The 25,543-nt window shown below is 69.8% G+C and carries 26 protein-coding genes and 2 tRNA genes; 17 read left to right on the top strand and 11 right to left on the bottom strand.

Features of this window, described 5'->3' with window-relative positions:
- Window positions 1-7 precede the first annotated feature (7 nt).
- Together MCHLDSM_RS28490 and MCHLDSM_RS28485 are read left to right on the top strand one after the other, a co-directional pair.
- Window positions 8-370 (top strand): acyl-CoA thioesterase, encoded by a 363-nt coding sequence (locus MCHLDSM_RS28490; protein WP_407661903.1) that lies wholly within the window; start codon window positions 8-10, stop codon window positions 368-370.
- Window positions 367-1,008, top strand: coding sequence for a DUF8185 domain-containing protein (locus MCHLDSM_RS28485; RefSeq protein ID WP_048473178.1), 642 nt, complete (start codon window positions 367-369; stop codon window positions 1,006-1,008). The genes MCHLDSM_RS28490 and MCHLDSM_RS28485 overlap by 4 nt, the downstream gene beginning before the upstream one ends.
- 17 nt (window positions 1,009-1,025) lie before the next feature.
- On the opposite strand, the gene MCHLDSM_RS28480 is transcribed toward MCHLDSM_RS28485, so the two are convergent.
- From MCHLDSM_RS28480 to MCHLDSM_RS28470, 3 genes are all read right to left on the bottom strand, one after another.
- Window positions 1,026-1,415, bottom strand: coding sequence for a globin (locus tag MCHLDSM_RS28480; RefSeq protein WP_048417754.1), 390 nt, complete (start codon window positions 1,413-1,415; stop codon window positions 1,026-1,028).
- A gap of 45 nt (window positions 1,416-1,460) precedes the next feature.
- Window positions 1,461-4,055, bottom strand: a complete 2,595-nt coding sequence (locus MCHLDSM_RS28475; protein WP_048473177.1) for a helix-turn-helix transcriptional regulator — start codon at window positions 4,053-4,055, stop codon at window positions 1,461-1,463.
- A gap of 78 nt (window positions 4,056-4,133) precedes the next feature.
- A complete protein-coding gene (locus MCHLDSM_RS28470) occupies window positions 4,134-5,291 on the bottom strand; it encodes a catalase family protein (protein ID WP_048473176.1) in 1,158 nt (385 codons plus the stop codon).
- 158 nt (window positions 5,292-5,449) lie between these two features.
- Between MCHLDSM_RS28470 and MCHLDSM_RS28465 the strand changes: the two genes are divergently transcribed.
- From MCHLDSM_RS28465 to MCHLDSM_RS28455, 3 genes are read left to right on the top strand one after another with little or no spacing between them, the layout of a single operon-like run.
- The gene (locus MCHLDSM_RS28465; protein WP_048473175.1) at window positions 5,450-6,115 is read left to right on the top strand and encodes an HNH endonuclease; all 666 of its coding nucleotides are present in this window, start codon (window positions 5,450-5,452) and stop codon (window positions 6,113-6,115) included.
- A gap of 25 nt (window positions 6,116-6,140) precedes the next feature.
- On the top strand, window positions 6,141-6,374 hold the full coding sequence (ctaJ, locus tag MCHLDSM_RS28460; RefSeq protein WP_231508425.1) for an aa3-type cytochrome oxidase subunit CtaJ: 234 nt from the start codon (window positions 6,141-6,143) through the stop codon (window positions 6,372-6,374).
- The gene (locus MCHLDSM_RS28455) at window positions 6,361-6,837 is read left to right on the top strand and encodes a DUF5130 domain-containing protein (protein WP_048417758.1); all 477 of its coding nucleotides are present in this window, start codon (window positions 6,361-6,363) and stop codon (window positions 6,835-6,837) included. The genes ctaJ and MCHLDSM_RS28455 overlap by 14 nt, the downstream gene beginning before the upstream one ends.
- Window positions 6,838-6,854: 17 nt before the next feature.
- Here the strand turns inward: MCHLDSM_RS28455 and MCHLDSM_RS28450 are convergent, their stop codons facing one another.
- Window positions 6,855-7,244 carry an HNH endonuclease gene (locus MCHLDSM_RS28450; protein ID WP_048473174.1) on the bottom strand — a complete coding sequence of 130 codons (390 nt, stop codon included), beginning with the start codon at window positions 7,242-7,244 and terminating at the stop codon, window positions 6,855-6,857.
- 96 nt (window positions 7,245-7,340) lie between these two features.
- On the bottom strand, window positions 7,341-9,926 hold the full coding sequence (gene pepN / locus MCHLDSM_RS28445) for an aminopeptidase N (protein WP_048473383.1): 2,586 nt from the start codon (window positions 9,924-9,926) through the stop codon (window positions 7,341-7,343).
- A 93-nt stretch (window positions 9,927-10,019) separates the two neighbouring features.
- Between pepN and MCHLDSM_RS28440 the strand changes: the two genes are divergently transcribed.
- From MCHLDSM_RS28440 to MCHLDSM_RS28410, 7 genes are all read left to right on the top strand, one after another.
- A complete protein-coding gene (locus MCHLDSM_RS28440; protein ID WP_048473173.1) occupies window positions 10,020-10,628 on the top strand; it encodes a mycothiol-dependent nitroreductase Rv2466c family protein in 609 nt (202 codons plus the stop codon).
- Window positions 10,629-10,693: 65 nt separating this feature from the next.
- Complete coding sequence (locus MCHLDSM_RS28435) at window positions 10,694-12,085, top strand: purine-cytosine permease family protein (RefSeq protein WP_048473172.1); 1,392 nt, start codon at window positions 10,694-10,696, stop codon at window positions 12,083-12,085.
- Window positions 12,082-12,525 (top strand): nucleoside deaminase, encoded by a 444-nt coding sequence (locus MCHLDSM_RS28430; RefSeq protein WP_048473171.1) that lies wholly within the window; start codon window positions 12,082-12,084, stop codon window positions 12,523-12,525. The genes MCHLDSM_RS28435 and MCHLDSM_RS28430 overlap by 4 nt, the downstream gene beginning before the upstream one ends.
- Window positions 12,522-13,481: an isopenicillin N synthase family dioxygenase gene (locus MCHLDSM_RS28425; protein WP_048473170.1), complete on the top strand. Its 960-nt coding sequence runs from the start codon at window positions 12,522-12,524 to the stop codon at window positions 13,479-13,481. Before MCHLDSM_RS28430 ends, MCHLDSM_RS28425 begins: the two co-directional genes overlap by 4 nt.
- Window positions 13,482-13,496: 15 nt before the next feature.
- Window positions 13,497-13,970 (top strand): ribose-5-phosphate isomerase, encoded by a 474-nt coding sequence (locus MCHLDSM_RS28420; RefSeq protein WP_048473169.1) that lies wholly within the window; start codon window positions 13,497-13,499, stop codon window positions 13,968-13,970.
- A gap of 2 nt (window positions 13,971-13,972) precedes the next feature.
- Window positions 13,973-14,773: an Fpg/Nei family DNA glycosylase gene (locus tag MCHLDSM_RS28415; RefSeq protein WP_048473168.1), complete on the top strand. Its 801-nt coding sequence runs from the start codon at window positions 13,973-13,975 to the stop codon at window positions 14,771-14,773.
- 42 nt (window positions 14,774-14,815) lie between these two features.
- Window positions 14,816-16,504, top strand: a complete 1,689-nt coding sequence (locus MCHLDSM_RS28410) for a cation:proton antiporter (protein ID WP_048473167.1) — start codon at window positions 14,816-14,818, stop codon at window positions 16,502-16,504.
- Here MCHLDSM_RS28410 and MCHLDSM_RS28405 read toward each other — a convergent pair.
- The 3 genes from MCHLDSM_RS28405 to MCHLDSM_RS28400 all read right to left on the bottom strand — a co-directional run bounded on the left by MCHLDSM_RS28405 (window position 16,501) and on the right by MCHLDSM_RS28400 (window position 19,082).
- The gene (locus MCHLDSM_RS28405) at window positions 16,501-17,322 is read right to left on the bottom strand and encodes a hypothetical protein (protein ID WP_048473166.1); all 822 of its coding nucleotides are present in this window, start codon (window positions 17,320-17,322) and stop codon (window positions 16,501-16,503) included. The two genes, MCHLDSM_RS28410 and MCHLDSM_RS28405, sit on opposite strands and share 4 nt — an antisense overlap.
- Window positions 17,323-17,325: 3 nt before the next feature.
- The gene (locus MCHLDSM_RS38265; RefSeq protein WP_156455025.1) at window positions 17,326-17,496 is read right to left on the bottom strand and encodes a hypothetical protein; all 171 of its coding nucleotides are present in this window, start codon (window positions 17,494-17,496) and stop codon (window positions 17,326-17,328) included.
- A gap of 137 nt (window positions 17,497-17,633) precedes the next feature.
- Window positions 17,634-19,082, bottom strand: a complete 1,449-nt coding sequence (locus MCHLDSM_RS28400; RefSeq protein ID WP_048473382.1) for a PucR family transcriptional regulator — start codon at window positions 19,080-19,082, stop codon at window positions 17,634-17,636.
- A gap of 113 nt (window positions 19,083-19,195) precedes the next feature.
- Here MCHLDSM_RS28400 and MCHLDSM_RS28395 point away from each other — a divergent pair, with 113 nt between their 5' ends.
- Together MCHLDSM_RS28395 and MCHLDSM_RS28390 are read left to right on the top strand one after the other, a co-directional pair.
- Window positions 19,196-20,293: an alcohol dehydrogenase catalytic domain-containing protein gene (locus MCHLDSM_RS28395; protein WP_048473165.1), complete on the top strand. Its 1,098-nt coding sequence runs from the start codon at window positions 19,196-19,198 to the stop codon at window positions 20,291-20,293.
- 40 nt (window positions 20,294-20,333) lie between these two features.
- Window positions 20,334-21,770 (top strand): APC family permease, encoded by a 1,437-nt coding sequence (locus tag MCHLDSM_RS28390; protein WP_048473164.1) that lies wholly within the window; start codon window positions 20,334-20,336, stop codon window positions 21,768-21,770.
- Here the strand turns inward: MCHLDSM_RS28390 and MCHLDSM_RS28385 are convergent.
- Window positions 21,767-22,519 carry a dihydrofolate reductase family protein gene (locus tag MCHLDSM_RS28385; RefSeq protein ID WP_048473163.1) on the bottom strand — a complete coding sequence of 251 codons (753 nt, stop codon included), beginning with the start codon at window positions 22,517-22,519 and terminating at the stop codon, window positions 21,767-21,769. The two genes, MCHLDSM_RS28390 and MCHLDSM_RS28385, sit on opposite strands and share 4 nt — an antisense overlap.
- Window positions 22,516-23,985 (bottom strand): DHA2 family efflux MFS transporter permease subunit, encoded by a 1,470-nt coding sequence (locus tag MCHLDSM_RS28380; RefSeq protein ID WP_048473162.1) that lies wholly within the window; start codon window positions 23,983-23,985, stop codon window positions 22,516-22,518. The genes MCHLDSM_RS28385 and MCHLDSM_RS28380 overlap by 4 nt, the downstream gene beginning before the upstream one ends.
- Before the next feature lie 165 nt (window positions 23,986-24,150).
- On the opposite strand from MCHLDSM_RS28380, the gene MCHLDSM_RS28375 reads away from it, so the two are divergent.
- Window positions 24,151-24,402, top strand: a complete 252-nt coding sequence (locus MCHLDSM_RS28375) for a hypothetical protein (protein WP_048473161.1) — start codon at window positions 24,151-24,153, stop codon at window positions 24,400-24,402.
- 31 nt (window positions 24,403-24,433) lie between these two features.
- The gene (locus MCHLDSM_RS28370; RefSeq protein ID WP_048473160.1) at window positions 24,434-25,186 is read left to right on the top strand and encodes a glycoside hydrolase family 16 protein; all 753 of its coding nucleotides are present in this window, start codon (window positions 24,434-24,436) and stop codon (window positions 25,184-25,186) included.
- A gap of 26 nt (window positions 25,187-25,212) precedes the next feature.
- On the opposite strand, the gene MCHLDSM_RS28365 is transcribed toward MCHLDSM_RS28370, so the two are convergent.
- Window positions 25,213-25,286: transfer RNA gene (locus tag MCHLDSM_RS28365), tRNA-Gly, on the bottom strand.
- A 149-nt stretch (window positions 25,287-25,435) separates the two neighbouring features.
- Between MCHLDSM_RS28365 and MCHLDSM_RS28360 the strand changes: the two genes are divergently transcribed.
- Window positions 25,436-25,512 (top strand) — tRNA-Pro (locus MCHLDSM_RS28360).
- Window positions 25,513-25,543 lie beyond the last annotated feature (31 nt).

Below are 25,543 nucleotides of genomic sequence, written 5' to 3'. Positions count from 1 at the left end.
CATCGACATGTACCAGCACATCAACCACGCGACGATGGTCACGATCCTCGAAGAGGCCCGAATCCCGTTCCTGCGCGAGCCGTTCGGTGAGGAGATCACCACGATCGGGCTCCTGATCGCCGAGGTGCAGATCTCCTACAAGGCGCAGCTGCGGCTGATCGACTCGCCGTTGCAGGTGACGATGTGGTCCAAGCGGGTCCGGGCGGTGGACTTCACCATCGGCTACGAGGTGCGGTCGGTCGGCGCGCCGCCCGAGTCCCGCCCGGCGGTCGTCGCGGAAACGCAGCTGGCCGCGGTGCACATCGAAGAACAACGGCTGCAACGACTTTCGGCGAAACAGCGGGAGTACCTGCAGCACTGGGCGCGATGAGCGAGCGCGGGATCTGGCTCGACGTCGACGGCGGCCACCGCGACGACCTCGCCGCCTTCACCGAACGCGCTCGCCGCGCCGACGAGTCCGCGGTGGTGCGGCTACGGGAGCGCGCCGGGGGACTGGTGGCGGCGTGGGTGTCCACCGGTTTCGACGTGCTCGCGAGCCGGGTGGTGCGCGGCCGGCTGCGGCCCGCCGACCTGTGCGCCGGGGCCGACGCCCTGCTGGCCGGGCTGGCGGCCATGGATGCGGACGGACACGTCGACCCCGGCTTCGCGATGGATTCCGCGTGGCGGGGTGCGCTGCCGCCGGAGGCCGGATTCGTCCACCTCGACGATGTGCCCGCCCGCGAGGTGTTCGCGCTCGCGCAGCGTGGCACCGCGCTGGTCCGTGAGCATTCGGGGGCACACGGACCGCCGCCGTCGCTGCTCGACCAGGACGTCGTCGACGTCGTCACCGATTTGGACACCGTCGGCATCCCGATGCGCTGTGTGTTCACGCTGACTGCGATGGGTTTCGTGCCCGACACCGCCGACGAGGTGGTGCGGGTGCGCACGACACCGGCGTGGCTGCGCATCGACGCGCGGTTCGGCAGCGTCTACCGCAGGCGTGGCAACCCCGCCGTCGTGCTGCACTGACGCCTCGCTCGCGACGCTCAGAACGGCGAGTTGACCATCGACTGCGCAGCCATCTCCAGGTAGGCGATCAACTCCTGGCGGTGCGCGTCGTCGAGGGTCTGGGCGTCGATCTCGGCCACTGCGGTGTGCATGCACCGCAGCCACGCGTCGCGCTCGAGATAGCCGATCCGGAACGGCGCGTGGCGCATCCGCAGCCGCGGGTGCCCGCGCTGCTCGGAGTAGGTGCGCGGGCCGCCCCAGTACTGCTCGAGGAACAACAGCAGACGCTCCTCGGCCGCGTCGAGTTCGTCCTCGGGATACAGCGGCCGCAGGATCTCGTCGTCGCGCACCTGCTGATAGAACCGCGACACGATGGTGCGGAACGTTTCGTGGCCGCCGACCGCGTCATAGAACGATTGTTGATCCATCACCGACCATTGTGGTCCATCACGCCCGCCGGGCTCACCCGGCGGTCACCTCTTCTTGCCGACCACCCTGGCGAGCTCGTCGCGGTCGGCGACGTCGAGCTTGAAGCAGGCGCGGTAGACGTGCCCCTCGACCGTGCGCACCGACAGCGTGAGCTGCTCGGCGACCTCACGGTTGGACAGCCCCGCCGACACCAGTTCGGCGATCTCCCGTTCCCGCGGCGTCAGCGGCAGCGGCCGCGCCGCGGTCCGGATCGCCGGGGTGGTCGCCCCACCGCACGCCTCGGCGAGCCGCAGCGCCGTGGCGCCGGACTCGCTGGTGCGGCGGCGATCGCCCGCGGCGTCGTACAGCGGGGCCGCCTGCGCCGCCGCGTCTGCGGCGGACAGCAGCAGACCGGCGCGCTCGAACTCGGCGCTGACCGCTTCCAGGGCGGCGGCGTCCGCTGCGGCGACGGCCGCGGCATGCCGGGCGTACAGCGCGGCGAGGTTTCCGTGGACCAGGCCGGCCAGTTCGGCGAGCCGGGCCGCGGTGGTGCGGTCGCCGAAGCGCGTCGCGTGGTGCAGCGCCTCGGCCTCCAAGGCGTGCTGCCCGGACCGGTGGGCGTTGTCCGCCGCGGCGCGCGCCAGTTCGACGGCGTTGCGCTCCATCCCCTTCGCGGCCGCGTACCACGACCGGGCGATCAGTCGCTGAGGTTCGTGCAGCGCCATCGACGGACCCGAGTGCTCGGCGGCGTCGGTGAGGACGCGCTCGGCCTCACCGATCCGGCCCAGCGCGGCGTAGGCCCGCGCCAGCAGCAGCCGCCCCGGCAGTTGCCACGGCAGCGGGCTCTCCGCCGACAGCGCGGCGAGGGCCTGCTCGATGGACGAGACGACCTCGGGGAAGTCGCCGCGGGCGGTGGCGACCGCGCCGGCCATGATCTTGGCGATGGCCCAGGCGAGGAACTGACCGACCGACGAGAAGTCGGCGTAGGCGGCGGCCCTCTTGTCGGCCAGGTCGAATTGGCCGGTGTGCGTCAGCGCGAGCACGTCGCAGTACCGGACCATCACCCGGATCATGCCGTCGGTGGTCTTCTGCTCGGCGCGACACCGCGCGGCGATCGGTTCGAACTCGTCGCCGCGGCCGGCGACGGGCATCGCCAGACCGGCGGCGAATGCGGCGAACTCGACGGCCTGATCGGGAGCCTGCGGATCGGCGAGCACCCGCAGCGCTTCGGCGATGCCCTCCTCGATGCGGTTCTCGTGCACGGCCATTGCGGCCTCGGTGGCGTCCAGGATGAGCCGCAGCGCAGGATGCCGGACCCGCTCGTTGGCCAGCGCGAGCACCTCGTGTGCGGCGGCCACCTCGCTCATCGACCAGAACAGCGTCGACGCCCTCGGCACACCCCACTGCACCAGTTGCACCTCGTCGAGGTCGGCCGGGGCGAACTGGGCCAGAATCGCGTCGGCGGCGGCGGGTTTGCCCTGCCACAGCAGTGCCCGGGACAGCAGGGCACCGTCGGCGAGGCTGCCCGTCCGCTCGAACGCCCTGCGCGCCAAGCGTTCTCCGAGCGGCAGGTTGGACAGGTAGATCGCGTCCTTGGCCGCCGAGGTGAGCAGTTCGGTGTCGACGGGCTGATCGCTGTCGATCGACAGCTGCGCCATCCGGATCCGGCTGGCCGCGGTGTCGAGTCCGCGCCGGCGCAGGATCTGCACCACCTGACCCTTGAGCCGCCGTTCGGCCGCGCGGCCCACCTTGCTGCGCACCACGTCGCCGACCAGCGGGTGGCTGAAGCGGGCGTTGAGCACGGGCCCGTCCTGCTGGAAGCGGATCAGGCCGCGCATCTCGGCGTCGTCGACGGCGGCGTCGCCCGCGAGTTCGGTGAGCGCGTCGATGTCGAGGGGCTCGCACAGCGCCAGCAGTTTGAGTGCGGTCAGGACGGTGTCGCCGGCATGCTCGAGCCGGCTCTCCAGCAGCGCCACCAACCCCGACGGCACGGCCGTCGGACCGCGCAGCTGCCAGACGTCGTCGACCCGCTTCAGGGTGCCCGCGTCGATGGATCCCTCCACCAGGTGCCGTAGAAACAGGGGATTACCGCCGGAGGACTCCCACATCAGGTCGGCCGACAGACCCTCGAGGCGCCCGCCGATCACCGACTCGACCAGCTGGACGCTCTGCTGCTTGGTGAACGGCTGGAGTTCTATCCGGCGCAGGTAGCCGTCCTTCCACAGCGACGTCACCGCGTCGGGCACCGGTTCCCCGCTGCGCACGGTGGCCAGGATGCGGCCGGTCTGATCGACGGCCATCTGGTGCAGCAGCGTGGCCGACAACTCGTCGAGCAGGTGGGCGTCGTCCACTCCGACAATGCTGTTGCCCTGTGAGACAAGCGATTCGCGTGCCGACGCCAGCAGTGCCGTCGCATCGCGCGAAGAGCTGCCGCCGACGAGGTGGGCGAACACCCCGAGCGGGATGCTGCGCGACGATTCGGTGGAGGCCACCCAGTGCACTTGGGAGCGCAGGGATTCGGTGACCGAGCGCGCCAGCGTCGTCTTGCCGACGCCGGCATCGCCGACCAGCACCACGCCGTAGGAGCCGGCGCCGGTCAGCGCAGAACGGACCGCGTCGAATTCTCGGGGGCGGTCGAGCAACTGCCAACCGTGCGGCATGTCATGGGAGTCTAATGGCGGGCGACCGCCAATTCTCGCTAATGGCCGGGGGTTAGCCGCGGCGGACGGCCGGGGACCTCATTTCGGGAACGTCGACAGGTCCGCGGGCTCGACGTAGGGGGTGCCGTTGCGGGAGTGCCGGAATTCGCTCGACGCCTCGTACACCCGCAACTTGAGCCGGTTGATGGAGCCCAGCGGCCGGTGCTCGGCGATGCCCCGCCACGAATTGAACGTGAGCCCGTCGTCGGCGAAGTCGCGAAGCGCCTCCCCGTATCCCGTTTGCTCAGGAAAGCGGAGGGTCGCCACCGGCCGGTACGGCGACCGGTCCTCGGACCACTCGACGGTGGCGTCCTCGATCGGCATGCCCGCGGTGCACAGCTGGGCCGCCACCTCGTATTCGGCGGCCCCGGCCGCGAAGTAGGCGACGACGGCCCGCGAGGCGGCGTCGTACGGGCCGTCCTCGATCGTCGCCGGAACCGCCGCGGCAACGGTCTGCGGGGTCGGCGCCACCCGCAGCTTCGCCACGTAGTCGCCGAAGCGCACCGGCGCGGCGGTGTAGAACGTCTGACGCAGCGGATGGTGGTTGGGTTCGGCGAACACCCGCAGCTTGGCCGGCAGGTCGCGGCCGGACCGCTGCCTGGCCCGGCGCGCGGCCCGCAGCATCCGGTTGATCAGCAGCATCCCGCCGTCGGGCAGTGCGGTGAGCGCCCTGGCGGTGCGCATCCCGGCCTTGGCGTAGTCCGCGGCGTCGCGGAACAGGAACGCCGGCTCGGTGACGAACACGAAGTCCTGGTTCGTGTCGGCGAAGCGTGCGTCGGCGCGTTCCCCGCTGGCACCGGTCACCCCGAGAATCTTCAGGCCGAGGCCGCGCACGCCGCGCACCTGATCCGAGCGGATCGCCCCCGAGGTCTGTGAGATCCGGGCGATCACCGGGAAGGTGGCGCCCGGCCGGGCGAACATGCCCTGCCTTAGCGGCGGGTCGAGGGCGTCGTGCACGGTCAGCTCGCCGTGCAGCACGGCGCAACTCTTGGCGTGCGCGTCGCGGATCGCATGGGGTCGGCCGTGCCTGCGGTACTTCGCGAACATGCGGCTCTTCGCGAACTGGTAGCGGTTGTTCGTGCGCAGATCGCGGACCAGCTTGGAGATCAGCTCCTCCTCGCCGGGGGGGACGACGGCCAGAGCCGGCCGATACCGCACGTAGTCGCTGTCATCGATGTTGGTTCCCCCGGCGGTCATGGGCACAGTCTGACGGCGTCGCGCCGGGTCGGCATGAGTAATCGGCTACCTGTCCCCGGCGTGCGGTCACGAGATGTTCATCGGACTGACCTGCGAACACGACGAGAATTGTCGTGCGGTCGGAAGGGATCCATGGTGGACTGTCGGTCGGAGGACGTATGGCGCAGCGCAAGAACGGACGCGGCCACCGGAACCACCGGACCGCGACGGGCTCTCCCGGGCCGACAGCCAGTACGACGGCGCGCGCGCTGCACAGCGTGGTGCCCGCACCCGACACCCGCCCCGCCGCGACGGCCGAGCCCTCGATCTGGGGGCGCCGACGGGTGCTCCTGCTGAATTCGACGTTCGAACCGCTGACCGCGCTGCCGATGCGCCGGGCCGTGATCATGGTGATGTGCGGCAAGGCCGACGTCGTGCACGACGACCCGATGGGGCCGGTGATCCACTCGGCCAGCAGGACGATCGTGGTGCCGTCGGTGATCCGGCTGCGGACTTACGTCCGGGTTCCGTACCGGGCGCGGGTGCCCATGACGCGGGCGGCGCTCATGCATCGCGACCGCTTCCGGTGCGCCTACTGCGGGGCCAAGGCCGACACCGTCGACCACGTCATTCCCCGCAGCCGGGGCGGCGACCACTCGTGGGAGAACTGCGTGGCGGCGTGTTCGCCCTGCAACCACCGCAAGGCCGACCGGCTGCTGAGCGAACTGGGCTGGAGCCTGCGCGCCACCCCGATGCCGCCCAAGGGCCAGCACTGGCGGCTGCTCTCGAGCGTCAAGGAACTCGATCCCGCGTGGGTCAGATACCTGGGTGAGGGCGCGGCCTGAACGGCCGGTGCGTTACGGTTTGCCCGTGAACAACACTGCTCTGGTGCACGCGAGTTTCTTGGTGATACCGCTGGCTCTGGCCGGTGTGCTGTCGCTGCTCATCTACCGCAAGAAGAGCCCGCATCCCGCGACGTACAACATCGCGGAGACGTGGACGCACGACCCCATCCTGTGGGCGGCCGACGAGCCGGCAGATCACGGCCACGGTGGCCACGGTTCACACCTGACGATCGGAGGCGGCGCAAGTGGCAAGTGGTGAGATCACCCGGGCAGGCGCTTACGACCTCGCCGAGCTGCCGTACGGCTCGGTGGTCACCGCGAGCGGACGCATCTCCGGGGTCACCGAGCCCGGCGAGCTGTCGGTGCACTACCCGTTCCCGACCAAGCAGCTGGTGGTCCTCGACAACGCGCTGAAGTACGGGTCGCGGTCGGCCCAGGCGCGCTTCGCGGTGTACATCGGCGATCTGGGGGAGGACACCGCGGCGTCGGCGCGCGCGATCCTGGGCCGGGTCCCGACTCCGGACAACGCGGTGCTGCTCGCCGTGTCACCGAACCAGCGCGCGATCGAGGTGGTCTACGGCTCGCAGGTCAAGGGCCGCGGCATCGAAGAGGCGGCCCCGCTGGGGGTGTCGGCCGCGGCGGCATCGTTCCGCGAGGGCAACCTGATCGACGGGCTGATCAGCGGCATCCGCGTGCTGTCGGCCGGCGTCTCACCCCGCTGACCTTCGCGAGAGTGCACTCACGGTAGCTGCGGCGACTCGGCGACTACCGTGACTGCACGTTCGGCGTCCGCGGCGATCAGGTCGGCGCGGATCTGCACGTAGCGCTCGAGGAACAGCCGCTCGTCGAGTCGCTTGCGGCGCAGCCAGCCGGTGACCTCGTCGTTGCATTTGCTGGCATTGCACGCCCCGCACGCGGGCACCACGTTGTCGACGGTGTAGCGGCCGCCGCGCGAGATGGCCATCACGCAGTCGCGCTGCAGCGTTCCGGTGGTTGCTCCGCAGTACGCGCACCCGTTCCAGGCGGCCTTGATCGCCGTCCACTGCGCGTCGGTGAGGTCGTTGACGACGGCCGCGACCCGGCGTTTGCGCCTGCGCGCCGCTCTGGTCCTGCGACTGTTGACCGCCACCGCGGTAGCTTAAGCGCGCTGGGGCGCCGCGAGCGTGCGCGAACTGCCGCCCGCGAGCGGCGTGTCGCGTGCACACACGCTCGCTCGCGGAGAGGGTCAGCGGGCGTCGAACTCCCGCGCCCGCAGCGAGCGCTCCACGCCGGCGCGGCCCTCGAGCACCAGCCGGCGCAGCGCCGGCGGCACCTCCGGGTCGGCCAGGAACCCGTCGGCCGCCTCGAGCGCGTCGGCGCTGATGTCCCACGACGGATACAGCCCGACCACCACGGTCTGGGCAACCTCGCTGGACCGTCGCTCCCACACCCCCGAGATCGCGCCGAAGAAGCGGTCCCGGAACGGCGCCAGCAGCTCACCCTGGCCGGGCTGCACGAAGCCGCCGATGATCGCCCGCGCGGTGATGTTGGCCAGCGTGTCGTCCTCGACCACCTGCTGCCAGGCCGACTCCTTCACCGCTGCCTGCGGGCGCGCCGCGGCCGCTGCCGCGGCATGCCGCCGCCCGGCCGCGGTCGGGTCGTTCTGAGCTTCCGCGTCGATCAGCGGCGTCTCCGGGCCGTCGGCGTCCAGCACGCCCGCGCGTGCCAACGCCGTCACCACCCGCCAGCGCAGGTCGGTGTCGACCACCAGTCCCTCCAGGTTCACCGCGGCCGGCTCGTTGTCGAGGAGCGTCGACAGCACCGCGACGTGATTCGGGGAGAGCACCGACGTGCACAGCGCGTTGACGAACGCCAGCTGGTGGTCCGACCCGGGTGCGGCCTCGCCGGCGAGGTCGAGCAGCTTGTCCCCGAAGGCGGGCCAACCGTTCTCGGCGGCCCACTGCGGATCGGCGTACGACCCCAGCGCGGTCTGCGCCTGCAGCAGGAGGCGCTGCGCCACACCGACTTCCGACTCGGCGTGCAGGCCGCTCATCACCAGGGCGACGAAGTCGCGGGCACGCAGTTCGGCGTCGCGGGTCATCTCCCAGGCCGCCGACCACGCGAGCGTGCGGGGGAGCGGTTCGGCGATGTCGGCGATCCGCGCGAGCACGGTCTGCAGGGAGTCGGGGTCCAGGCGCAGCGAGCAGTACGTGAAGTCGTCGTCGTTGACCAGGATCAGCTTGCCGCGCGACACTCCGCGCAGCCCCGGCACCTCCGTCGTCGCGCCCTCGACGTCGAGCTCCTCGCGGTGCACCCGCACCAACTTGCCCGACGCGTCGTCGTCGTAGATGCCGACGGCCAGCCGGTGCACGCGGGTCTCGCCCGCCCCGGGCTTCGCGCCGCCCTGCTCGATCGCGAACCGGGTGAACGCGCCGTCACCGTCGACGTCGAAGTCCGGCCGCAGGGTGTTCAGCCCGGTGGTCTTGAGCCACTGCCGACCCCAGCCCGACAGGTCGCGGCCCGACGACTTCTCCAGCGCGCCAAGCAGATCGCCGAACGTCGCGTTGCCGAAGGCGTGGTCGCGGAAGTAGTCGCGCAGGCCGGCGAGAAACGCGTCCAGCCCGACGTAGGCCACCAGTTGCTTGAGCACGCTGGCGCCCTTGGCGTAGGTGATGCCGTCGAAGTTCACCTCGACGGCGTGCAGGTCCGGGATGTCGGCGGCCACCGGGTGGGTCGACGGCAACTGGTCCTGCCGGTAGGCCCACGACTTCTCCACGTTGGCGAACGTCGTCCACGCCTGCGTGTACTCGGTGGCCTCGGCCTGGCAGAGCACCGACGCGAAGGTCGCGAAGGACTCGTTGAGCCACAGGTCATCCCACCACTGCATGGTGACGAGGTCGCCGAACCACATGTGGGCCATCTCGTGCAGCACGGTCTCGGCGCGGCGCTCGTAGGAGTACCGGGTGACTTTGGAGCGGAACACGTAGTCCTCGAGGAACGTCACCGCTCCCGCGTTCTCCATCGCGCCCGCGTTGAACTCCGGCACGAACAGCTGGTCGTACTTGCCGAATGCGTACGGCGTGCCGAAGTTGTTGTGGTAGAAGGAGAATCCCTGTTTGGTCTCGGTGAACAGGCGATCTGCGTCCATGAATTCTTCGAGCGACTTGCGGCAGAAGATCCCCAGCGGGATGTCGCCGTGGTCGTCGGAGTAGACGTCGTCCCAGCGGGCGTACGGGCCGGCGATCAGGGCGACCAGGTAGGTGCTCATCCGCGGGGTGGCCTTGAAGGTGTGCTGCTTGGCCTTGCCGTCCCAGGTGACGTCCGTGGTGGCGCCGTTCGAGATCACCTCCCAGTGCCCGGGTGCGGTGACCGTGATGTCGAACGCCGCCTTCAGGTCGGGCTGATCGAAGCAGGCGAACATCCGCTTCGCGTCAGCGGTCTCGAACTGCGAGTACAGGTACACCTCGTCGTCGACCGGGTCGACAAAGCGGTGCAGGCCCTCACCGGTGTTGGAGTAGCGGCAGTCCGCGTCGACGACGACGACGTTGTGCTTGGCCAGCCCGGTCAGCGGGATGCCGGTGGACTCGTCGTAGCCCGACACGTCGATGTCGGCGCCGTTGAGCGTCGCGCTGCGGATCGTGTCGGCGGCGAGGTCGAGGTAGGTGTCGGCGCCGGCGAGCGCGTCGAACTCGACGGTCGTCACCGACCGGAACGTCGTCTCGCTCGGCGCACCGTCGCCGTCGGTCAGATCGAGGGTGACGCGGTAGCTGTCGACGGTGATCAGGGCGGCGCGTTCGGCGGCTTGGTCGCGCGTCAGATTAGGAAGGGCCACGCCCGTCAACATTAGTCTCAACCCGGGAAGACAGGACGGGCGTCATGGGTTGAGCCGTATTGACGTCTGTCACCGACTCGACAAGGAGATCCCATGACCGAGAAGTCCCGCGCCGATTTCTGGTTCGACCCGCTGTGCCCGTGGTGCTGGATCACCTCGCGCTGGATCCTCGAAGTGGAGAAGGTCCGCGACATCGAGGTCAACTTTCATGTGATGAGCCTCGCCGTGCTCAACGAGGGCAGGGACCTGCCCGAGGAGTACCTGGAGATGATGAAGAAGGCGTGGGGACCGGTGCGGGTCGCCATCGCCGCCGAGCAGAGCAAAGGCCCCGAGGTGCTCGCCCCGCTGTACACGGCGATGGGCACGCGGATCCACAACCAGGACAACAAGGACTTCACCCAGGTGATCACGGAGTCGCTCGCCGAGGCCGGCCTGCCTGCCGAACTCGCCGACGCCGCCGAGTCCGACGCCTACGACGAGGCGCTGCGCAAGAGCCACCACGAGGGCATGGACGCCGTCGGCGACGACGTGGGCACCCCGACGATCCACGTCAACGGTGTGGCGTTCTTCGGGCCCGTGCTGTCGAAGATCCCGCGCGGCGAGGAGGCCGGCAAGCTGTGGGACGCGTCGGTGATCTTCGCGTCGTACCCGCACTTCTGGGAACTGAAGCGCTCCCGCACCGAACCGCCCACGTTCGACTGAGCCCGTTTGTTTCCGGGGGGTTTCGTCCGGTTGCGCGTTGACCGCGGCGCCCCCACCGTAGATCGGTGACAGTCACCGAACGCAGCACCGACGGCACCTACCGGGACCGGGTCGTCGCCGTCGAACCCGGCGGCAACGAGTACATCGCCGAAGCGGACCGCCACGGCCGGCCCAGCCAGTTGTTCTGGACGTGGACGTCGCCCAACCTCGAGTTCGCGACGATCTTCGTCGGCATGCTCGCGGTGCTCGCGTTCGGGATGACGTTCTGGCAGGCGGTCGCCGGCGTGGTGATCGGCACGGGGCTGGGCGCGATCGCCCACTACGTGCTGTCCGCCCGCGGCCCGTTGCACGGGGTGCCGCAGATGGTGTTGGCGCGCTTGGCTTTCGGGTTCAAGGGCAACGCCGTTCCGGCGGTGCTGATGTCGGTCACCGCCGGCGTCGGCTGGTTCGCCACCAACAGCGTCAGCGGAGCGTTCGCCCTTTCGACGCTGTTCGGTTTCGGGCCGCTGGCCGGCCTGGTGATCATCGTGGCCGCGCAGACGGTGCTGGCGTTCTTCGGGCACAACCTGGTGCAGGCATTCGAGAAGTACTCCTTCCCGGTGCTCGCGGTGATCTTCATCGCGGCGTCGGTGGCGATCTTCGCCCATGCCGACCTCGGCAACGCCGCCCCCGCCGCCGACGGCGTGGGCGGTCTCGGTGGGTTCCTGCTGACGGTCGGTACGTCGTTCGGCTACGCCGCGGGCTGGACGCCGTACGCCGCCGACTTCACCCGGTATCTGCCGAAGACGGTGTCGCCCGCGCGCACCGGATTCTTCGCCGCCGCAGGGCTGTTCACCGCGTGCGTGGTGCTCGAAGTGGTGGGCGCGGCGTCGGTGACGACGGGCGAGGCCTCGCTCGCCGACCCGACGGGGTCGTTCACCGCCGAGCTCGCCTCGCCGCTGGCCAAGGCGACCCTGCTCGCCATCGCGGTCGGGGCGATCGCGGCCAACGCGATCAACGTCTACTCCGGGGCGATGGCGTTCGTGACCATCGGCATCAAGCTGCCCGCGCACGTCGCCCGCGCGCTGGTGACAGTGTTCTTCGGCATCGCCGGATTCCTCGTCGCATGGTGGGCGCTGCCCGACGCCGCCCACAGTTACGAGGCCTTCCTGCTGATCATCGCGTACTGGGTGGGGCCGTGGCTGGGGGTGATGTTCGCCGATCAGTACCTGCGCCGCGGGCGACCCGTCGCACATCTGCTCTACGACCGCTCGTACACCAACTGGGGCGGGCTGGCCGCGTTCGCGATCGGGCTGGTGGTGTCGGTGCTGCTGTTCGCCAACCAGGAGAAGTTCGTCGGCTTCGTCGCGGCCGCGGTGCCCGCGCTCGGCGACATCACGTTCTTCGTCGGGTTCGTGTTGGCCGGGGCCGCATACTGGGTGCTGTGCCGCCCCGCGATCGTCACGCAGAGTCGATGACCTCACCGCAGTCCATGCTCGACGTCGCCGTCGACGAAGCCCGAAAAGGGTTGGCCGAAGGCGGTATTCCGATCGGAGCGGCGCTGTTCTCCGCCGACGGCACACTGTTGGGCAGCGGGCACAACCAGCGGGTGCAGCGCGACGATCCGTCGATCCACGCCGAGACCGACGCGTTCCGCAACGCGGGCCGTCAGCGCGGCTACCGGTCGACGGTCATGGTGACCACGCTGTCGCCGTGCTGGTACTGCAGTGGACTGGTGCGCCAGTTCAACATCGGGGCGGTGGTGATCGGGGAGAGCGCGACGTTCACCGGCGGGCACGAGTGGCTGGCCGAGCACGGCGTCGAGGTCACCGTCCTCGACGACGAGCGCTGCGTGGCGATGATGACCGACTTCATCGGCGCGCATCCGGATCTGTGGGCGGAGGACATCGGCGAATGAGTGTGATTGCCGGCATCGATCTTTCGCGGTGGCGCCAAGGCGGGGCCGCCGCCGACGCCGTCGCGGCCGACGTGGACGCCGGGCTGCAGCGCGCCGGTTTCATCCTGGTGACCGGACACGGTGTGGACCCCGCGCTCGCGCGCGACGTGCGGGCCGCCGCCCGGGAGTTCTTCGCGCTGCCCGGGTCGGTCAAGGACCGCTACGCGGTGCCGGTCGGCGGTCACGGGTGGATCGGGCCCGGTGCCGAGGCCAACGGGTACGCCGAGGGGACCGAGACACCGCCGGATCTGAAGGAGAGCTTCAGCCTGGGCGCCGAAACCGCCACGGGCGACCCCGATGTCGACCGGATCTGGTTCGCGCCGAACGTGTGGCCGGCCGAGGTGCCCGCGCTGCAGCGCCTGGTCGACCGGTACACCGCACAGATGCGGCGCGTCGCCGACGAGCTGCTCGCTCTGTTCGCCCATGCGCTGCACCTGCCGGCGAATCCGTTCGCGGCGATGGCGAGCCGGCCGACGTGGACGATGAACATCAACCACTACCCGCCCGTCAGCGTCGTCGGCGATCCCGAGCCCGGGCAGTTCCGGATCGGTCCGCACACCGACTTCGGCACGGTGACGATCCTGGACCGCGAACCCGGCGCCGGCGGCCTGCAGGTGTACTCCGACGCCGCGGGCTGGGAGGACGCCCCCTACGACCCGGAGGCGCTGACGGTCAACATCGGCGACCTGCTGGAGTACTGGAGCGGGCGGCGCTGGCCGTCGGGCCGGCACCGGGTGCTCCCGCCGCAGCCGCACGCCCCCGAAGAGGACCTGGTCTCGCTCATCTACTTCTACGAGGCCAACCACGACGCGGTGGTGACGCCGCTGCAGCCGCCGGTCGGGAAGGTGGCCGGGCTGGCGCCGGTGACGTCGTCGGAGTTCATCAAGGAACGGCTGGACGCGATCACCGTGGCCTGAGCTACCGTATCGGCCATGCGCGTCTACCTCGGGGCCGACCACGCCGGATACGAGCTCAAGCAGGCCGTCATCGAGCACCTGACGGCGGCCGGGCACGAGCCCGTCGACTGCGGGGCGTTCGGCTACGACGCCGAGGACGACTACCCGGCGTTCTGCATCGCGGCGGCCGAGCGCACCGTCGCGGATCCGGGCAGCCTGGGCATCGTGCTGGGCGGCTCCGGCAACGGTGAGCAGATCGCCGCCAACAAGGTGCCCGGCGCCCGGTGCGCACTCGCGTGGAGCACCGAGACAGCCGCGCTGGCCCGCGAACACAACAACGCGCAGCTGATCGGCATCGGCGGCCGGATGCACACCACCGAAGAGGCGCTCGCGATCGTCGACGCGTTCCTTTCCGCCGCGTGGTCGGAGGCTCCCCGCCACCAGCGGCGCATCGACATCCTGTCGGAGTTCGAGAAGACGCACATCGCCCCACCGGTGCCCGGCGCCTAGGGATGCCCGAAGGCCACACGCTGCACCGGTTGGCGCGGCAACATCAGCGGATGTTCCGGGGCCAGCGGGTATCGGTGAGCAGTCCGCAGGGCCGGTTCATCGACGGCGCCGACGCGGTCAACGGCCACGTCTTCGAGAAGGCCAGCGCCTACGGCAAGCACCTGTTTCACCACTACAGCGGCGCCCGCATCGTCCATGTGCATCTGGGCCTCTACGGCAAGTTCACCGATTTCACCGTCGACGCGGGGGTGCCCGAACCCGTCGGGCAGGTACGCATGCGCATCATCGGCACCGAACGCGGCACCGATCTGCGCGGCCCCACCGCCTGCGAGATCGTCACCGAGGCGGAGGTGTCGGAGATCCTGGCCCGGCTGGGCCCCGACCCGTTACGCAAGGACGCCGATCCGAGCTCGGCGTGGACCCGGATCAGCAAGTCGCGCCGCGTGATCGGGGCGCTGCTGATGGATCAGAGCGTGATTGCGGGAGTCGGCAACGTCTACCGCAACGAGTTGCTCTACCGGCACCGCATCGACCCGCACCGGCCCGGCACGCAGATGGCCCACGGCGAGTTCGGGGACGCGTGGACCGACCTGGTCGAGCTGATGAACGTCGGCGTGCGCAAGGGGCGCATCATCACCATCCGGCCCGAGGACGACCACGGTATGCCGTCCTACGGGCGGCGCCGCCCGCGCACCTACGTCTACCGTCGCGCCGGTGACCCGTGCCGGATCTGCGACACCCCGATCAGGACCGAGGTGCTCGAAGGGCGCAACCTGTTCTGGTGTCCCACCTGCCAGAGCTGAGTCCGGCGGGCGATCCGGCGGCGGAGCCGGGAGAATCGCCGGGTGGAACTGATCCTGGTCGTCGTCGGAGCGATCGTCGTCACCGCCGTGGCGCACCGGCGCGGACTCGAGCCCGCCCTGATCATCGTGGTCGTCGGTATCGCGGTGTCCTTTCTGCCGGGATTCGAGGCGCCTGAGCTCGACTCGCACATCCTGCTGTCGGTGGTGCTGCCGCCGCTGCTGTACTCCGCGGCGCTGGACTTCTCGTTCCCGACGTTCCTACGCAACATCAAACCGATCCTCGGGCTCGGCGTCGGTCTGGTCGTCGTCACCGCGTTCACCGTCGCGCTGGTGTCCTCGTGGCTGGTCGTGGTGCCGCTGACCTTCGGCACCGCGCTGGTGCTGGGCGCGATCGTGGCGCCGCCGGACGCGGTGACTGCGGTGGCGGTCGGGCGCAAGCTGGGCCTGCCCAAAAAGGTGATGTCGATCCTGACCGGGGAGAGCCTGATCAACGACGCGGCGGCGCTGGCGTTGTTCTCGGTCGCGGTCGCGCAGGTCGCGGGCAGCCACACCTTCATCGAGAACCCGGTGCTGCTGTTCGGCTACAGCGCGGTGCTGGGTCCGCTGATCGGTGCCGCGCTCGGGTACGTGACGTTGTGGATTCGGCGCCGGCTGGCCAATCCGGCGCTGGAAACCGTGCAGGGACTGATGGTGCCGTTCGCGGCGTTTCTCGTCGCCGAGGAGGTGCACGCCTCCGGGGTGCTGGCCGTCGTGGTCGCCGGATTCGTGGTCGGCAGCGGCACGGTCGACGCGGGATATCAGACCCGCCTGCAGGAACGGTACGTGTGGAACTCGGTCGACGTGCTGCTCGAGGCGTTCGTGTTCGCCTACATCGGTCTGCATCTGCGTTTCGTCCTCGAGGATCTGCGCGAGGCCCACGAATCGCTGGTCGAGGTGGCCGTGGCATCCGTCGTCGTCCTGGTGATCGTGCTCGTCATCCGGCCGCTGTCGGTGTTCGCGATGTTCGGCAGGGGAGTGCTGTCGCGTCAGGTCGAAAAACGGCTCAGCGTACCGATTCCCGATCAGGGCGGTCGCGGCGCGCTGGGCACGCGCCGTCGCGGCGCCGTTCCGCCGCGGTGGCGTTCGCGCATCGACAACCGCGCGTTGAGTTGGCAGGAGAACGTCGTGGTGTCGTGGACCGGCATGCGCGGCGTGGTGACGCTGGCTGCGGCGGCGGCGATCCCGGCGACGACGTCGGTGGGGGAGCCGTTCCCCGAACGGGCGACGATCCAGGCGATCGCGTTCGTGGTGAGTGTGGGAACGCTTCTGCTGCAGGGGGCCACGCTGCCGCTGCTGATCCGCCCGCTCGATCTGTCATCGGACGACGAGCAGGCCTACACCGTCGCCGAGACCGAGAAGGCCGAGCGGGTGGTGCACGACGCCGCCGAGGAGGTGCTCGCCGCGTTCCGCGCGAATCCTCCTGCCGGACTGGATCCGCGGGTGCTCGCCGAGATCCGCGGCATCGTAGAGCGGCACTCCCAGGACGCCGACGCGATGCCCGACCCGGACACGCACACGCCCCGCGCCGAGGTGTTCGCCCAGCTGTACCGCGACGTGCTGTCGGCCCAGCGGGCTGCCCTCATCGCCGAGCGTGACGACGGCACGATCGACGACGAGGCGGTGCGGGCCATGCTGGAGCGCCTCGACCTGCAGGAGGCCGGGGTGTCCGCGCGACTGGAGAGCCGCTTCTAGAAGTCGAAGCCGCCGCCGAAGTCTCCGCCGCCGAAGTCGCCGCCACCGCCCCAGTCGCCGCCGCCGTTGTCCCAGCCACCGCCGTCCCAGCCGCCACCGGCGTCCCCGCCACCGGCGTCCCCGCCGCCGTCGAGCTGACCCTGCTCGAATCCCTCGGAGAAACCGTCACCGTAGCCGTTCTCGAAAGCCTGTGCGTCGTAACCGACTCCGGACATCCCCGAGAACATCGCGCTGAACAGCAGGGCTGAGCCGACGCCCCAGGCGCCCGCCACCAGTGCCGGTTTCCACCAGGGTTCGGAATACCATCCCGCCGGCACGGGCCGCCCAGCCACGCGCCCGCCCGGGTAGTAGTTCGGGGTGCGTGGCGAGGGCGTCGGGGACGCCTCGATCTGCCGACCGTCGAACTCGACCCTGCGGTCCTCGGTCACCGCCCCCGCCGTGCGCTGCCCGGCCAGCGACTCCAGCTCCGGCCCCGGATCCATGCCCAGCGCCGTACGGGCCGCGCGGACGTAGTAGAGCCCTTCAATGGCACTCTCCTTGGCGAGCGCCGCCTGACGCACCGTCGTCGCCTGCTCGATCTGTGACGACGCCGCGGTGTAGCGCTCCGAGGCGTCGGCGAGCGCCTGCTTGGACGCGTCGTCGGTTCCGCTCAACGCGAACACCTGACCGCCGAGCCGTTCGATGAGCCGGCGCGCGTCGGCCTTCGCGTCGGCCAGCGACGCGGCGTTGCGCTGACCGGACGCCTTCGACGACGCGTACACGGCGATGCCGATGGCCGCGACGACGATCACGATCAGGATGAGAAGTACGCCTTCCATGGCTCACAGCGTACCGACAGCAACCGGCTGCCCCCGGATACGTTTGCAGGGGTCGGTGGTCGCGGTGGCCGGCCGCGCGTGCGCGGGGATCTCGGCGAGTTCGTCGATGAGCGGGGATTCCCCGGAGATGTCGAGCCCGCACTGATTGGTGCCGTCGGTCTCACGGAACTCCACCATCGCACCGCCCGGTGCGCAACATGGAATCCTTTGCTATGCAACCGTTTTGTGGGGTGGGTTGTCGCGGTGGGCTGCCGTTGTGACGACAGACGCATACCTTGCCCCTCTCGATCAGGTACAGGCATGTGTCGCGGTCAGTCTCGCGGCACCGAACCGGGACTCTTCAACGCCCGGATGGCCAGCCAGGCCGCGGCTCGATCGTCGGGACTGGACATCGAGAGACCCGTGAGCGCCTCGGCGCGGCGGATCCGCGTGGCCAACGTCTGCCGGTGGATCTGCAGTCGAGCGGCGGTGGCCCCCCAGGCGCCGTGTTCGGACAGATACACCTCGAGGGTGCGGGTGAGCGGCCCGTGCCGGCCGGCGTCGTCGCGCAGCGGGTCGAGTACCGCCGCGATGCGGGCGGTCGCGCTCTCGTCGAGCTGGTCGAGAACGTTGGACACCGTCGTCAGGGATCGGTACCAGACGACCGGCCGCGAATCGACGACGGCGATCTCGAGCGCCTGCCTGGCCTCTGCGGCGGAGCCTGCCAGCCTCTCCACCTTGGCCGGTGAGCCCAGGCCCAGGCGCAACGGCATGCCCGCCTCCGTGGCGAGGCCTTCGACCAGAAGGGCGAGATCGTCGGCCTGCTCGTCGCCGATGAAGCCGACCACGCGACCCTTCTCGGCGGACAGCACGTGGACGGCGCCGAGTTCGTCGAGCCAACGGATGCCCAGCCGCTCGGCATCGATTGCCCGTGACCGGGAAGCGACCGCGAACGCCGTCAAGGAGGGTTCGTGAACTCCCCAGCGCCGCAACAGGTTCCTCGCGTCGGGGCCGCCACGCAACAGGGTCGACATCATCACCTCACGGCCCAGCCGTTCCGTTCTGGGGTGGTCGGCGGTGTGCAGCACCAGATCCAACAGCGCGGCGACCTGCGACGCGAGATCCCGGCTTCGGCTGGTCGACCCGCGGGCGCCGATCACCAGATGGGCACTGACGTCCTCGCCCTGCCCGACGGGGTGGATCTGCAGCCCGGGATGACGGATCCGGACCCGTCGGCCGAGGGCGGCCGCGACGGCGTCGCGCACATGCAGGCTGCCCGCGCCGGCTGTCGTGATCACCTCGCCGCGAGCATCGAGCAGGACCGCCCATCCGTCGATGCGATGGGCGAGTTCGGCGACCACCGCCACGACCCCGCCGCGGCGGGCAACCTGGGTGAGCACCTTGATGCCGGTGGTCACCCGTCGGTCCTCGGCGGCCTGATCCCCGGCGATCAGCGCGGTCAACTTCGGATACACCACCTCGCTGAGTTGCCCGGGCACGTGCACGGCCGTCACCCGATCGGTCAATGCGTCGCGGGTGGCCCGATCGACAGATCCGTCCGCGATCACCGCGACGCAACCGGCAAGAGGCTGCCGGCCGTGGGCGACCGCCTCGATCCACATCGAGGACGGCCCGACCGTCAGCGTGGCGTGACCCGGGGAACTGGGCACGACCAGGTCGTCGAGCACGATCACCGACTCCACCGGCGCCGCGGCGTCGATGCTCCCGACGGCCAGGTCCCCGCCCAGGTACTCGGCAACCGCTCGCACGTCATAGACCACCCGCGCAGTGTACGAGTTGGTGGATCTTTCACTCAGATCCACAACTATTGCCACTGCCGCCGCAGGTTCCCGATTCATACGATTCGTGGCGTTCGCTACGTCCGAGGAGTGCTGTGAAAGCCGTCGTGTTTCGTGATCCCGCCACCGCCATCGAGTTCGCAGACGTCGATCTCGACGGCCCCAAGGCCGGCGAGGTCCGGGTCCGGATCGCCGCGGCCGGGGTGTGCCACTCCGACCTGCACGTCAAACGCGGAGAGTGGGACGCCCCCGCTCCTCTGGTGATGGGCCACGAGGGCTCCGGGGTGGTCACCGAACTGGGTGACGGCGTCACCACCCTCGCCGTCGGAGACCACGTCGTGCTGTCCTGGGTGCCGCCGTGCGGCGAATGCCGCTACTGCCGGTCCGGTCACGAGGCCAGGTGCCAGAAAGTGGCGACCGTCGTCGCCCCCAAAGGAACGTTGTTCGACGGCACCTCGCGCCTGCGGATGGGCGGCCAACCGCTGCACCATTACCTCGGTGTGTCCTCGTTCGCCGAGGAGGTCATCGTGCCCGCATCCGGGGCTGTCAAGGTCCGCGAGGATGCGCCGCTGGACATCATCGCGGTCGTCGGCTGCGCAGTGGCCACCGGCGTCGGCGCGGTGCTGAACACCGCCGCCGTCGAACCCGGGGCGACCGTCGCCGTCATCGGTTGCGGCGGCGTCGGACTCAATGTCATCCAAGGCGCCAAGCTCGCCGGGGCCGAACGGATCGTCGCGATCGACGTGCGCGACGACAAGACCCGGTTGGCGACCCAGTTCGGGGCGACCGATCGCATCAACGCTGCCCATGGTGACGCCGAAGAGCAACTGCGCGAACTGATCCCAGATGGTGTCGACTACGCGTTCGACGCCTTCGGGCACACCGGCACCACCGAACAGGCGATCCGGATGCTGGGTCTGGGCGGTGCCGCCGTCGTCGTCGGGCTTCCCCCGACCGGGGCCAAGGCGTCGTTCGAACCGCTGGTTCTCGCCGAAGCCGATCAGCGCATCCTCGGGTCCAATTACGGATCCGTACGGCCGTCGATCGACATCCCCGCACTGGTCGACCGCTACATGGACGGCCAGCTCAAGCTCGACGCGCTCATCTGGGCGCGCCGGCCGCTCGACGAGGCTGCGGCCGCCTTCGCCGACCTGGAGTCGGGCGAAGCACTGCGCACCCTGCTCGTTCCCTGAAAAGCATTCACCAGAAACCACTTTCGAGCCGGAGTCCTTCATGACCGCTTCACCCAACACGTCGACGAACACCACCCGGGACGCCGGCCTACGGCACGGCGTGATGTCGGGACCCGAGTTGGCGGCCCAGGCCATCGCCAACATCGCGCCGAGCGCCGTCATCGCCTTCACCGCGGCGGCGATCTACCTGTCCGCGGGCAAGGGCACCATCCTGTCGTTCGCTCTGGCGACGGTGGCGATCCTGGCCGTCGGTTACTGCGTGGTGGTCTTCGCCCGGCGCAACGCCTCGGCGGGATCGCTGTACACCTATGTCGCCAAAGGCCTCGGCCCGTTCGGCGCCTATCTCGCGGGAGTGGCGCTGCTGGTCGGGTGCTGGGGGATCACCGCCGGATCTCTGGGCGGTGCGGTCTCCTACATGAACGACTTCCTCAATCTGCTCGGCGTTCCGGCAACCGGCGTGGTCTGGCAGATCCTGCTGGCGATCGTGCTCGGCGGGCTGGCCACGCTGTTCACCATTCGCGGCATCCGACTCTCTGCGCGCGTGTCACTGACGCTGGAATTGATCTCGGTGTCGATCATCACCGTGCTGCTCGTCCTCGCCCTGGTGTGGGCCGGCCCGGCGGCGTGGGACCCGGCGCAGTTCTCCCTGACCGACGTTCCGCTGCAAGGGGTCGCGACCGGCATGGTGCTCGGCATCCTCGGTTTCGTCGGCTTCTCCTCGGCTGACGCGCTGGGCCGGGAGGCCCGCAACCCGTACACCGCGATTCCGCGGGCGATCATGTGGAGCGCCCTGGTCGTCGGCGTGCTGTACGTCTTCGCCGCCTACACCCAGATCGCGGTGCTGCAGGACAAGCTGGCCGAGAGCGCGAACCCTCTGCAGGACATCTCGGAGATGATCGGGATGCCCTCCTGGTTCACCCCCATCCTGATCTTCGGCGTCGGCGCGTCGTTCTTCGCGGTGGTCGTCGCCCCGCTGAACGTGGTCGGCCGGATCGTGTACGTGATGGGCAAGGAGGGTGTGGTTCCGGACCGGTTCGGCCGCACCCACGAAAGCCACCTCACCCCACACCGGGTGCTGCTCATCGCCGGGCCCGCCGCCATCGTGCTGGACATCATCCTGCTCGCCGCGGGCGTGGCGCCGATGAACATCGTGGTGTGGGTGGACACCTACGGCACCTACGGCTACATGGTCGCCTACGCGCTCGTCGCCATCGCCTGCGTCGTCTACACCCGGCGCACCGCTGAGCCGAATCGACTGGTGTGGGTGGCCGCGATCGTGGCCGTGGTGGCCATGGCGTACACGTTCTTCGCCAACGTCTATCCGCAGCCGGCCTTTCCGCTCAACGTGATCCCGTACCTGTTCCTGGTCACGATCGCCGCGGCCCTGGCGTGGTACCTGGTGCTGGCGCGTCGACGGCCCGAGGTCATCGGCAGGATCGGCAAGACCGAGACGGACGCGCTCGACGGTGTCGGTTAGGCCCGCGCCCACCGGATGATGACGGTGCCGTCGTCGCCGGTCAGGATGCCGCGGCGCACCATGGGCACCGGGGTGTGGCGTTCGGATGCCGCGATTCGACGGGCGGGGCCCACCACCATCATGGGGCTGGTGGTCAGGCAGAGTTCGTCGATCTCACCGTCGGCCACCAGGCGCGAGAACAGCGTCGGGCCGCCCTCGACGAGCACCCGCAGCAGTCCCATCTCACCCAGTGCCGTACGGATGGCGGCGGAACTGACCTGTGGCCCAGGGAGTTCGACGACGCGTGCCGCCGACTGCCGAAGTGCCTCTCGGGCATCCCGATCTGCCCCGGAGGAGAGCAGCACGATCGGCGGCACGGTCGCGTGGAGCAGGGCCGGCGGCACCACTCCGCGACCGGACACGACCGCGACAGGCTGGATCGGAGGCAGCCCGTGGGCCAGCCGCCAAGCCTGGGCCTCGATGCTCATGCTCATGTCGACGTAGGGCGCCGCCGTAGCAGTCGAGGCGCCGACGAGCACCACGTCCGCGACGTCGCGCAGGCGTCGGAACACCCGCCGATCCGTGGCGGTGCCCAGCTTGCGTCCCGAGCCGTCGAACGTGACCGCGCCGTCGATGCTGGCGATGAAGTTCGCCCGCAGCAGCGGGGCGCGCAGGCCTTCGGGATAGGCGAGCAGGGTGCGCAGCGCGTCGTCGTCGAGTGACTCCGCTGTGTGGAGCGTCGGTCCAGGAGTGCTGGCAACGGCGGTCATGGTGCGACGCTCACATCCCTTCGGAACCGGTAACCCAGATCGGATCGCGCTCGGCCGGTCAGGAACAGCGCCGTCGCCGCACCCAACGCCGCGGCAGACGCCGGCAACAGCATCGACTCGGCCATCGCGGCGGCCAACGACGCGCGCGCCGAGCCCGACAGTGCCGCCGCGCCGCCGGCCGGCCCGGCGATCGCCGAAGGCTCGCTGCCCAGCAGTGCGGTCATCAGTGCCGCGACGCCTGCACTGCTGAGTGCCGCACCGATTTGCCGCGAGGTGTTGCACATCGCCGACCCCGCGCCCGCCAGCTCGGGCGGCAGCGTGCGAGAGGCGATGACCGACAACGGTTCCCACGTCAACGCCCCTGCGGCGCCCATCACGGTGAGCGGGAGCAGGAGCCGCCAGACCGGGGTGGCCGGGGTCATCTCCCGCGAGAGCCAGAGCAGTCCCACGGCCAACGCGAGGAAGCCCGCGGCGACGATGGGCCGCGCCTGCGAGCGATCGACCATCCTCCCGACCACGGGGGCCAGCAAGCCGGTGGCGATCGCCATCGGGGCGACCAGCAGCGCGGCGCGCGTCGGCGGCAGTCCGCAGACCTCCTGCAGGTAGAACATCAGGGGAACCGCGAATGCGACGAAGGCGACGCTCACCAGCACGATCCCGGCGTTGGACAGGACGAAGTCGCGATGCCGGAAGAGGCTCAGCGGGATGAGTGGCTCGTCGCGCTGCACCGCCTGCCAGGACACGAACGCGGCGATCAGCACCGTGCCGCCGGCGATCACGCCCCAGATCGGCAGGGACCAGCCCTCGTGCTGGCCCTCCTGGAGGCCGAACACCAGCAGACCGATGCCGACCGCGGACAGCAGCGCACCCGGCAGGTCCAGGTGATGCCGCCGGCCGGGGGTCGCAGGGATGAGAGCGGCGGCCGAGATCACCCCGGCCGCGCCGACCGGTGCGTTGACGAAGAAGATCCACGGCCACCCCCACGTGTCGACGAGCACGCCGCCGACCAGCGGTCCCGCGAACATGCCCACGCCGGCCGTGGCGCCCCAGACCGCCATCGCGACACCGCGCCGCTCGGGCGGGAAGGTGCGGGTGATGGTGGTCAGGATCTGCGGCGTGATCAGCGCGGCGCCGACACCCTGGACGAGACGGGCCACGATGAGCATGTCGATCGACGTGGACAGACCGCACCAGACCGACGCCGCGGCGAACACGGCCAGCCCGAGCAGGTAGAGGTTCCTGGGCCCGTACCGGTCACCGAGTCGGCCGCCGAGCAGCAGCAGCGCCGCGAACGCGAGCAGGTAGGCACTGCTCACCCAGATGACGGAGTGGTGATCGACGCCGAAGGTCTCCCGGATGACCGGGCTGGCGACGGCGATGGCGGTGGCGTCGACCACGACCAGCAGGAAGCCCACCATCATCACCCACAACGGCAGGAACAGCTGACGTTCCCCGCCGGCGGTCATCGCATCCCGCAGTCCACCGCGCGCCCCCTCCCGCACCGACGGAAGCAGTCGCGGAGGGGTCGTCGCACGCAGCGCGACGTCTTTCGTAGGCGAGTTAACAAATAGCAGAATTGGCGCCGGCGTGAATTGCTTTTCGTGCAGGTCGCAGGGGGGTATGCGGCAGAGATGAGTATCCCTGAGGGCAATCCGCAGTCCGTCACGATCGAGGTGGAGCAGACCGATCGTGGCTGGATGGTCGTGCACGTCGTCGACGGCGAACGCAAACCCATCGAACCGCCGTACGCCGACCGCGAGACCGCGGAAGCCAACGCCGCGATCCACACGGCGGCCAGCGACCGGTGGACGGGCGCCGCGGAGGTGGTGTCGGCCGGGGATCGGCCCACCGACATCGGGAAGGACGACCTCGGGGACACCTGAGTATGTCGGTGGCTGTGGTTAGTGTCCGGCCATGGCGGCAGCGGAATTCGACAAACGCTTCACCGACCTCGACGTCGCTGTCTGGACGACGTCGTACCTGCCCGCGTGGAGTTCACACGCCGAGGCTTCGGCGACCTACGACGTGGGACCCGAGGGTCTCGATCTCTTCATCCCATCCACGCAGGGACTGTGGTGTGCCGATCTGCACGACGGACCGTTGCGGGTGTCGGCGATCCAGAGCGCGAACCGCTCGGGGCCGGTCGGCTCGACCGACGCACCCCAGCCGTTCCGGGAGGGTCTGCTCGTGCGCGAGGAGCAGCCGACCGTCCTCGGCTTCGTTCCGCATTTCGGCACACTCTCGGTCACCTGCTCGGCGCAGCTGAGCCCGCGGTCGATGTTCTCGGCATGGATGGTCGGGCTCGAGGACCAGCCCGAGCGGTGTGGCGAGATCTGCGTGATGGAGGTCTTCGGCGATTCGGTGGTCGACGGCCGAGCCGCCGTCGGGCAGGGGATACACCGGTTCCGGGATCCGGCCCTGCGCGAAGACTTCTCCGCGGACCCGCAGGACATCGACATCGAGCGGGAGCACACCTACTCCGTGCACTGGGCTCCCGGTTCGGTGGAGTTCGCCATCGACGGCGTGACGACCCGGACGACCGATCAGTCGCCCGACTATCCGATGTTTCTGATCCTCGGGGTGTTCGACTTCCCCGACCGGCCGGGGACTGCTGACCACGTGCCGCACCTGCACGTCAGCCGGGTGACGTACCAAGGATTGTACTGACATGGCGCCGACGATTCGGCGCCTGGTGGAGCGGGCGACGGGAATCGAACCCGCGTAGCTAGTTTGGAAGACTAGGGCTCTACCATTGAGCTACGCCCGCATGTGCTGCACGGCTGACAGTACCGGCAGAGGATACCGGCCCCGCCCATTCCGAATCCAATCGACATCTGGATGTGGCTTCGGTGAGGTCAGGACGTAGGATCGCCGGTGGTCTGGCGCTGCGCGCATAACGTGAGTGGCTGCGACGACCGGGGTGTAGCGCAGCTTGGTAGCGCATCCGCTTTGGGAGCGGAAGGCCGCAGGTTCAAATCCTGTCACCCCGACCAGCTCCACCCCATCACACGAAAGCAATAGAGG

This window comes from Mycolicibacterium chlorophenolicum (assembly GCF_001044235.1).
GTDB classification, from domain to species: Bacteria; Actinomycetota; Actinomycetes; order Mycobacteriales; family Mycobacteriaceae; genus Mycobacterium; species Mycobacterium chlorophenolicum.
The sequence above is the reverse complement of the archived record's forward strand: the minus strand, read 5'-3'. Positions and strand labels throughout refer to the sequence as shown.

What these genes read in the sequence shown, in the direction of transcription:
- MCHLDSM_RS28440 (WP_048473173.1), top strand. Translation starts at nt 10,020, where the DNA reads ATGACCGAGAAGTCCCGCGCCGATTTCTGGTTCGACCCGCTGTGCCCG.
- MCHLDSM_RS28380 (WP_048473162.1), bottom strand. Translation starts at nt 23,985, where the DNA reads ATGACCGCCGGCGGGGAACGTCAGCTGTTCCTGCCGTTGTGGGTGATG.
- MCHLDSM_RS28430 (WP_048473171.1), top strand. Translation starts at nt 12,082, where the DNA reads ATGACCTCACCGCAGTCCATGCTCGACGTCGCCGTCGACGAAGCCCGA.
- MCHLDSM_RS28470 (WP_048473176.1), bottom strand. Translation starts at nt 5,291, where the DNA reads ATGACCGCCGGGGGAACCAACATCGATGACAGCGACTACGTGCGGTAT.
- MCHLDSM_RS28405 (WP_048473166.1), bottom strand. Translation starts at nt 17,322, where the DNA reads ATGGAAGGCGTACTTCTCATCCTGATCGTGATCGTCGTCGCGGCCATC.
- MCHLDSM_RS28465 (WP_048473175.1), top strand. Translation starts at nt 5,450, where the DNA reads ATGGCGCAGCGCAAGAACGGACGCGGCCACCGGAACCACCGGACCGCG.
- MCHLDSM_RS28420 (WP_048473169.1), top strand. Translation starts at nt 13,497, where the DNA reads ATGCGCGTCTACCTCGGGGCCGACCACGCCGGATACGAGCTCAAGCAG.
- MCHLDSM_RS28390 (WP_048473164.1), top strand. Translation starts at nt 20,334, where the DNA reads ATGACCGCTTCACCCAACACGTCGACGAACACCACCCGGGACGCCGGC.
- MCHLDSM_RS28480 (WP_048417754.1), bottom strand. Translation starts at nt 1,415, where the DNA reads ATGGATCAACAATCGTTCTATGACGCGGTCGGCGGCCACGAAACGTTC.
- MCHLDSM_RS28425 (WP_048473170.1), top strand. Translation starts at nt 12,522, where the DNA reads ATGAGTGTGATTGCCGGCATCGATCTTTCGCGGTGGCGCCAAGGCGGG.
- MCHLDSM_RS28485 (WP_048473178.1), top strand. Translation starts at nt 367, where the DNA reads ATGAGCGAGCGCGGGATCTGGCTCGACGTCGACGGCGGCCACCGCGAC.
- MCHLDSM_RS28415 (WP_048473168.1), top strand. Translation starts at nt 13,973, where the DNA reads ATGCCCGAAGGCCACACGCTGCACCGGTTGGCGCGGCAACATCAGCGG.
- MCHLDSM_RS28490 (WP_407661903.1), top strand. Translation starts at nt 8, where the DNA reads ATGTACCAGCACATCAACCACGCGACGATGGTCACGATCCTCGAAGAG.
- MCHLDSM_RS28370 (WP_048473160.1), top strand. Translation starts at nt 24,434, where the DNA reads ATGGCGGCAGCGGAATTCGACAAACGCTTCACCGACCTCGACGTCGCT.
- MCHLDSM_RS28375 (WP_048473161.1), top strand. Translation starts at nt 24,151, where the DNA reads ATGAGTATCCCTGAGGGCAATCCGCAGTCCGTCACGATCGAGGTGGAG.
- MCHLDSM_RS28385 (WP_048473163.1), bottom strand. Translation starts at nt 22,519, where the DNA reads ATGACCGCCGTTGCCAGCACTCCTGGACCGACGCTCCACACAGCGGAG.
- MCHLDSM_RS28475 (WP_048473177.1), bottom strand. Translation starts at nt 4,055, where the DNA reads ATGCCGCACGGTTGGCAGTTGCTCGACCGCCCCCGAGAATTCGACGCG.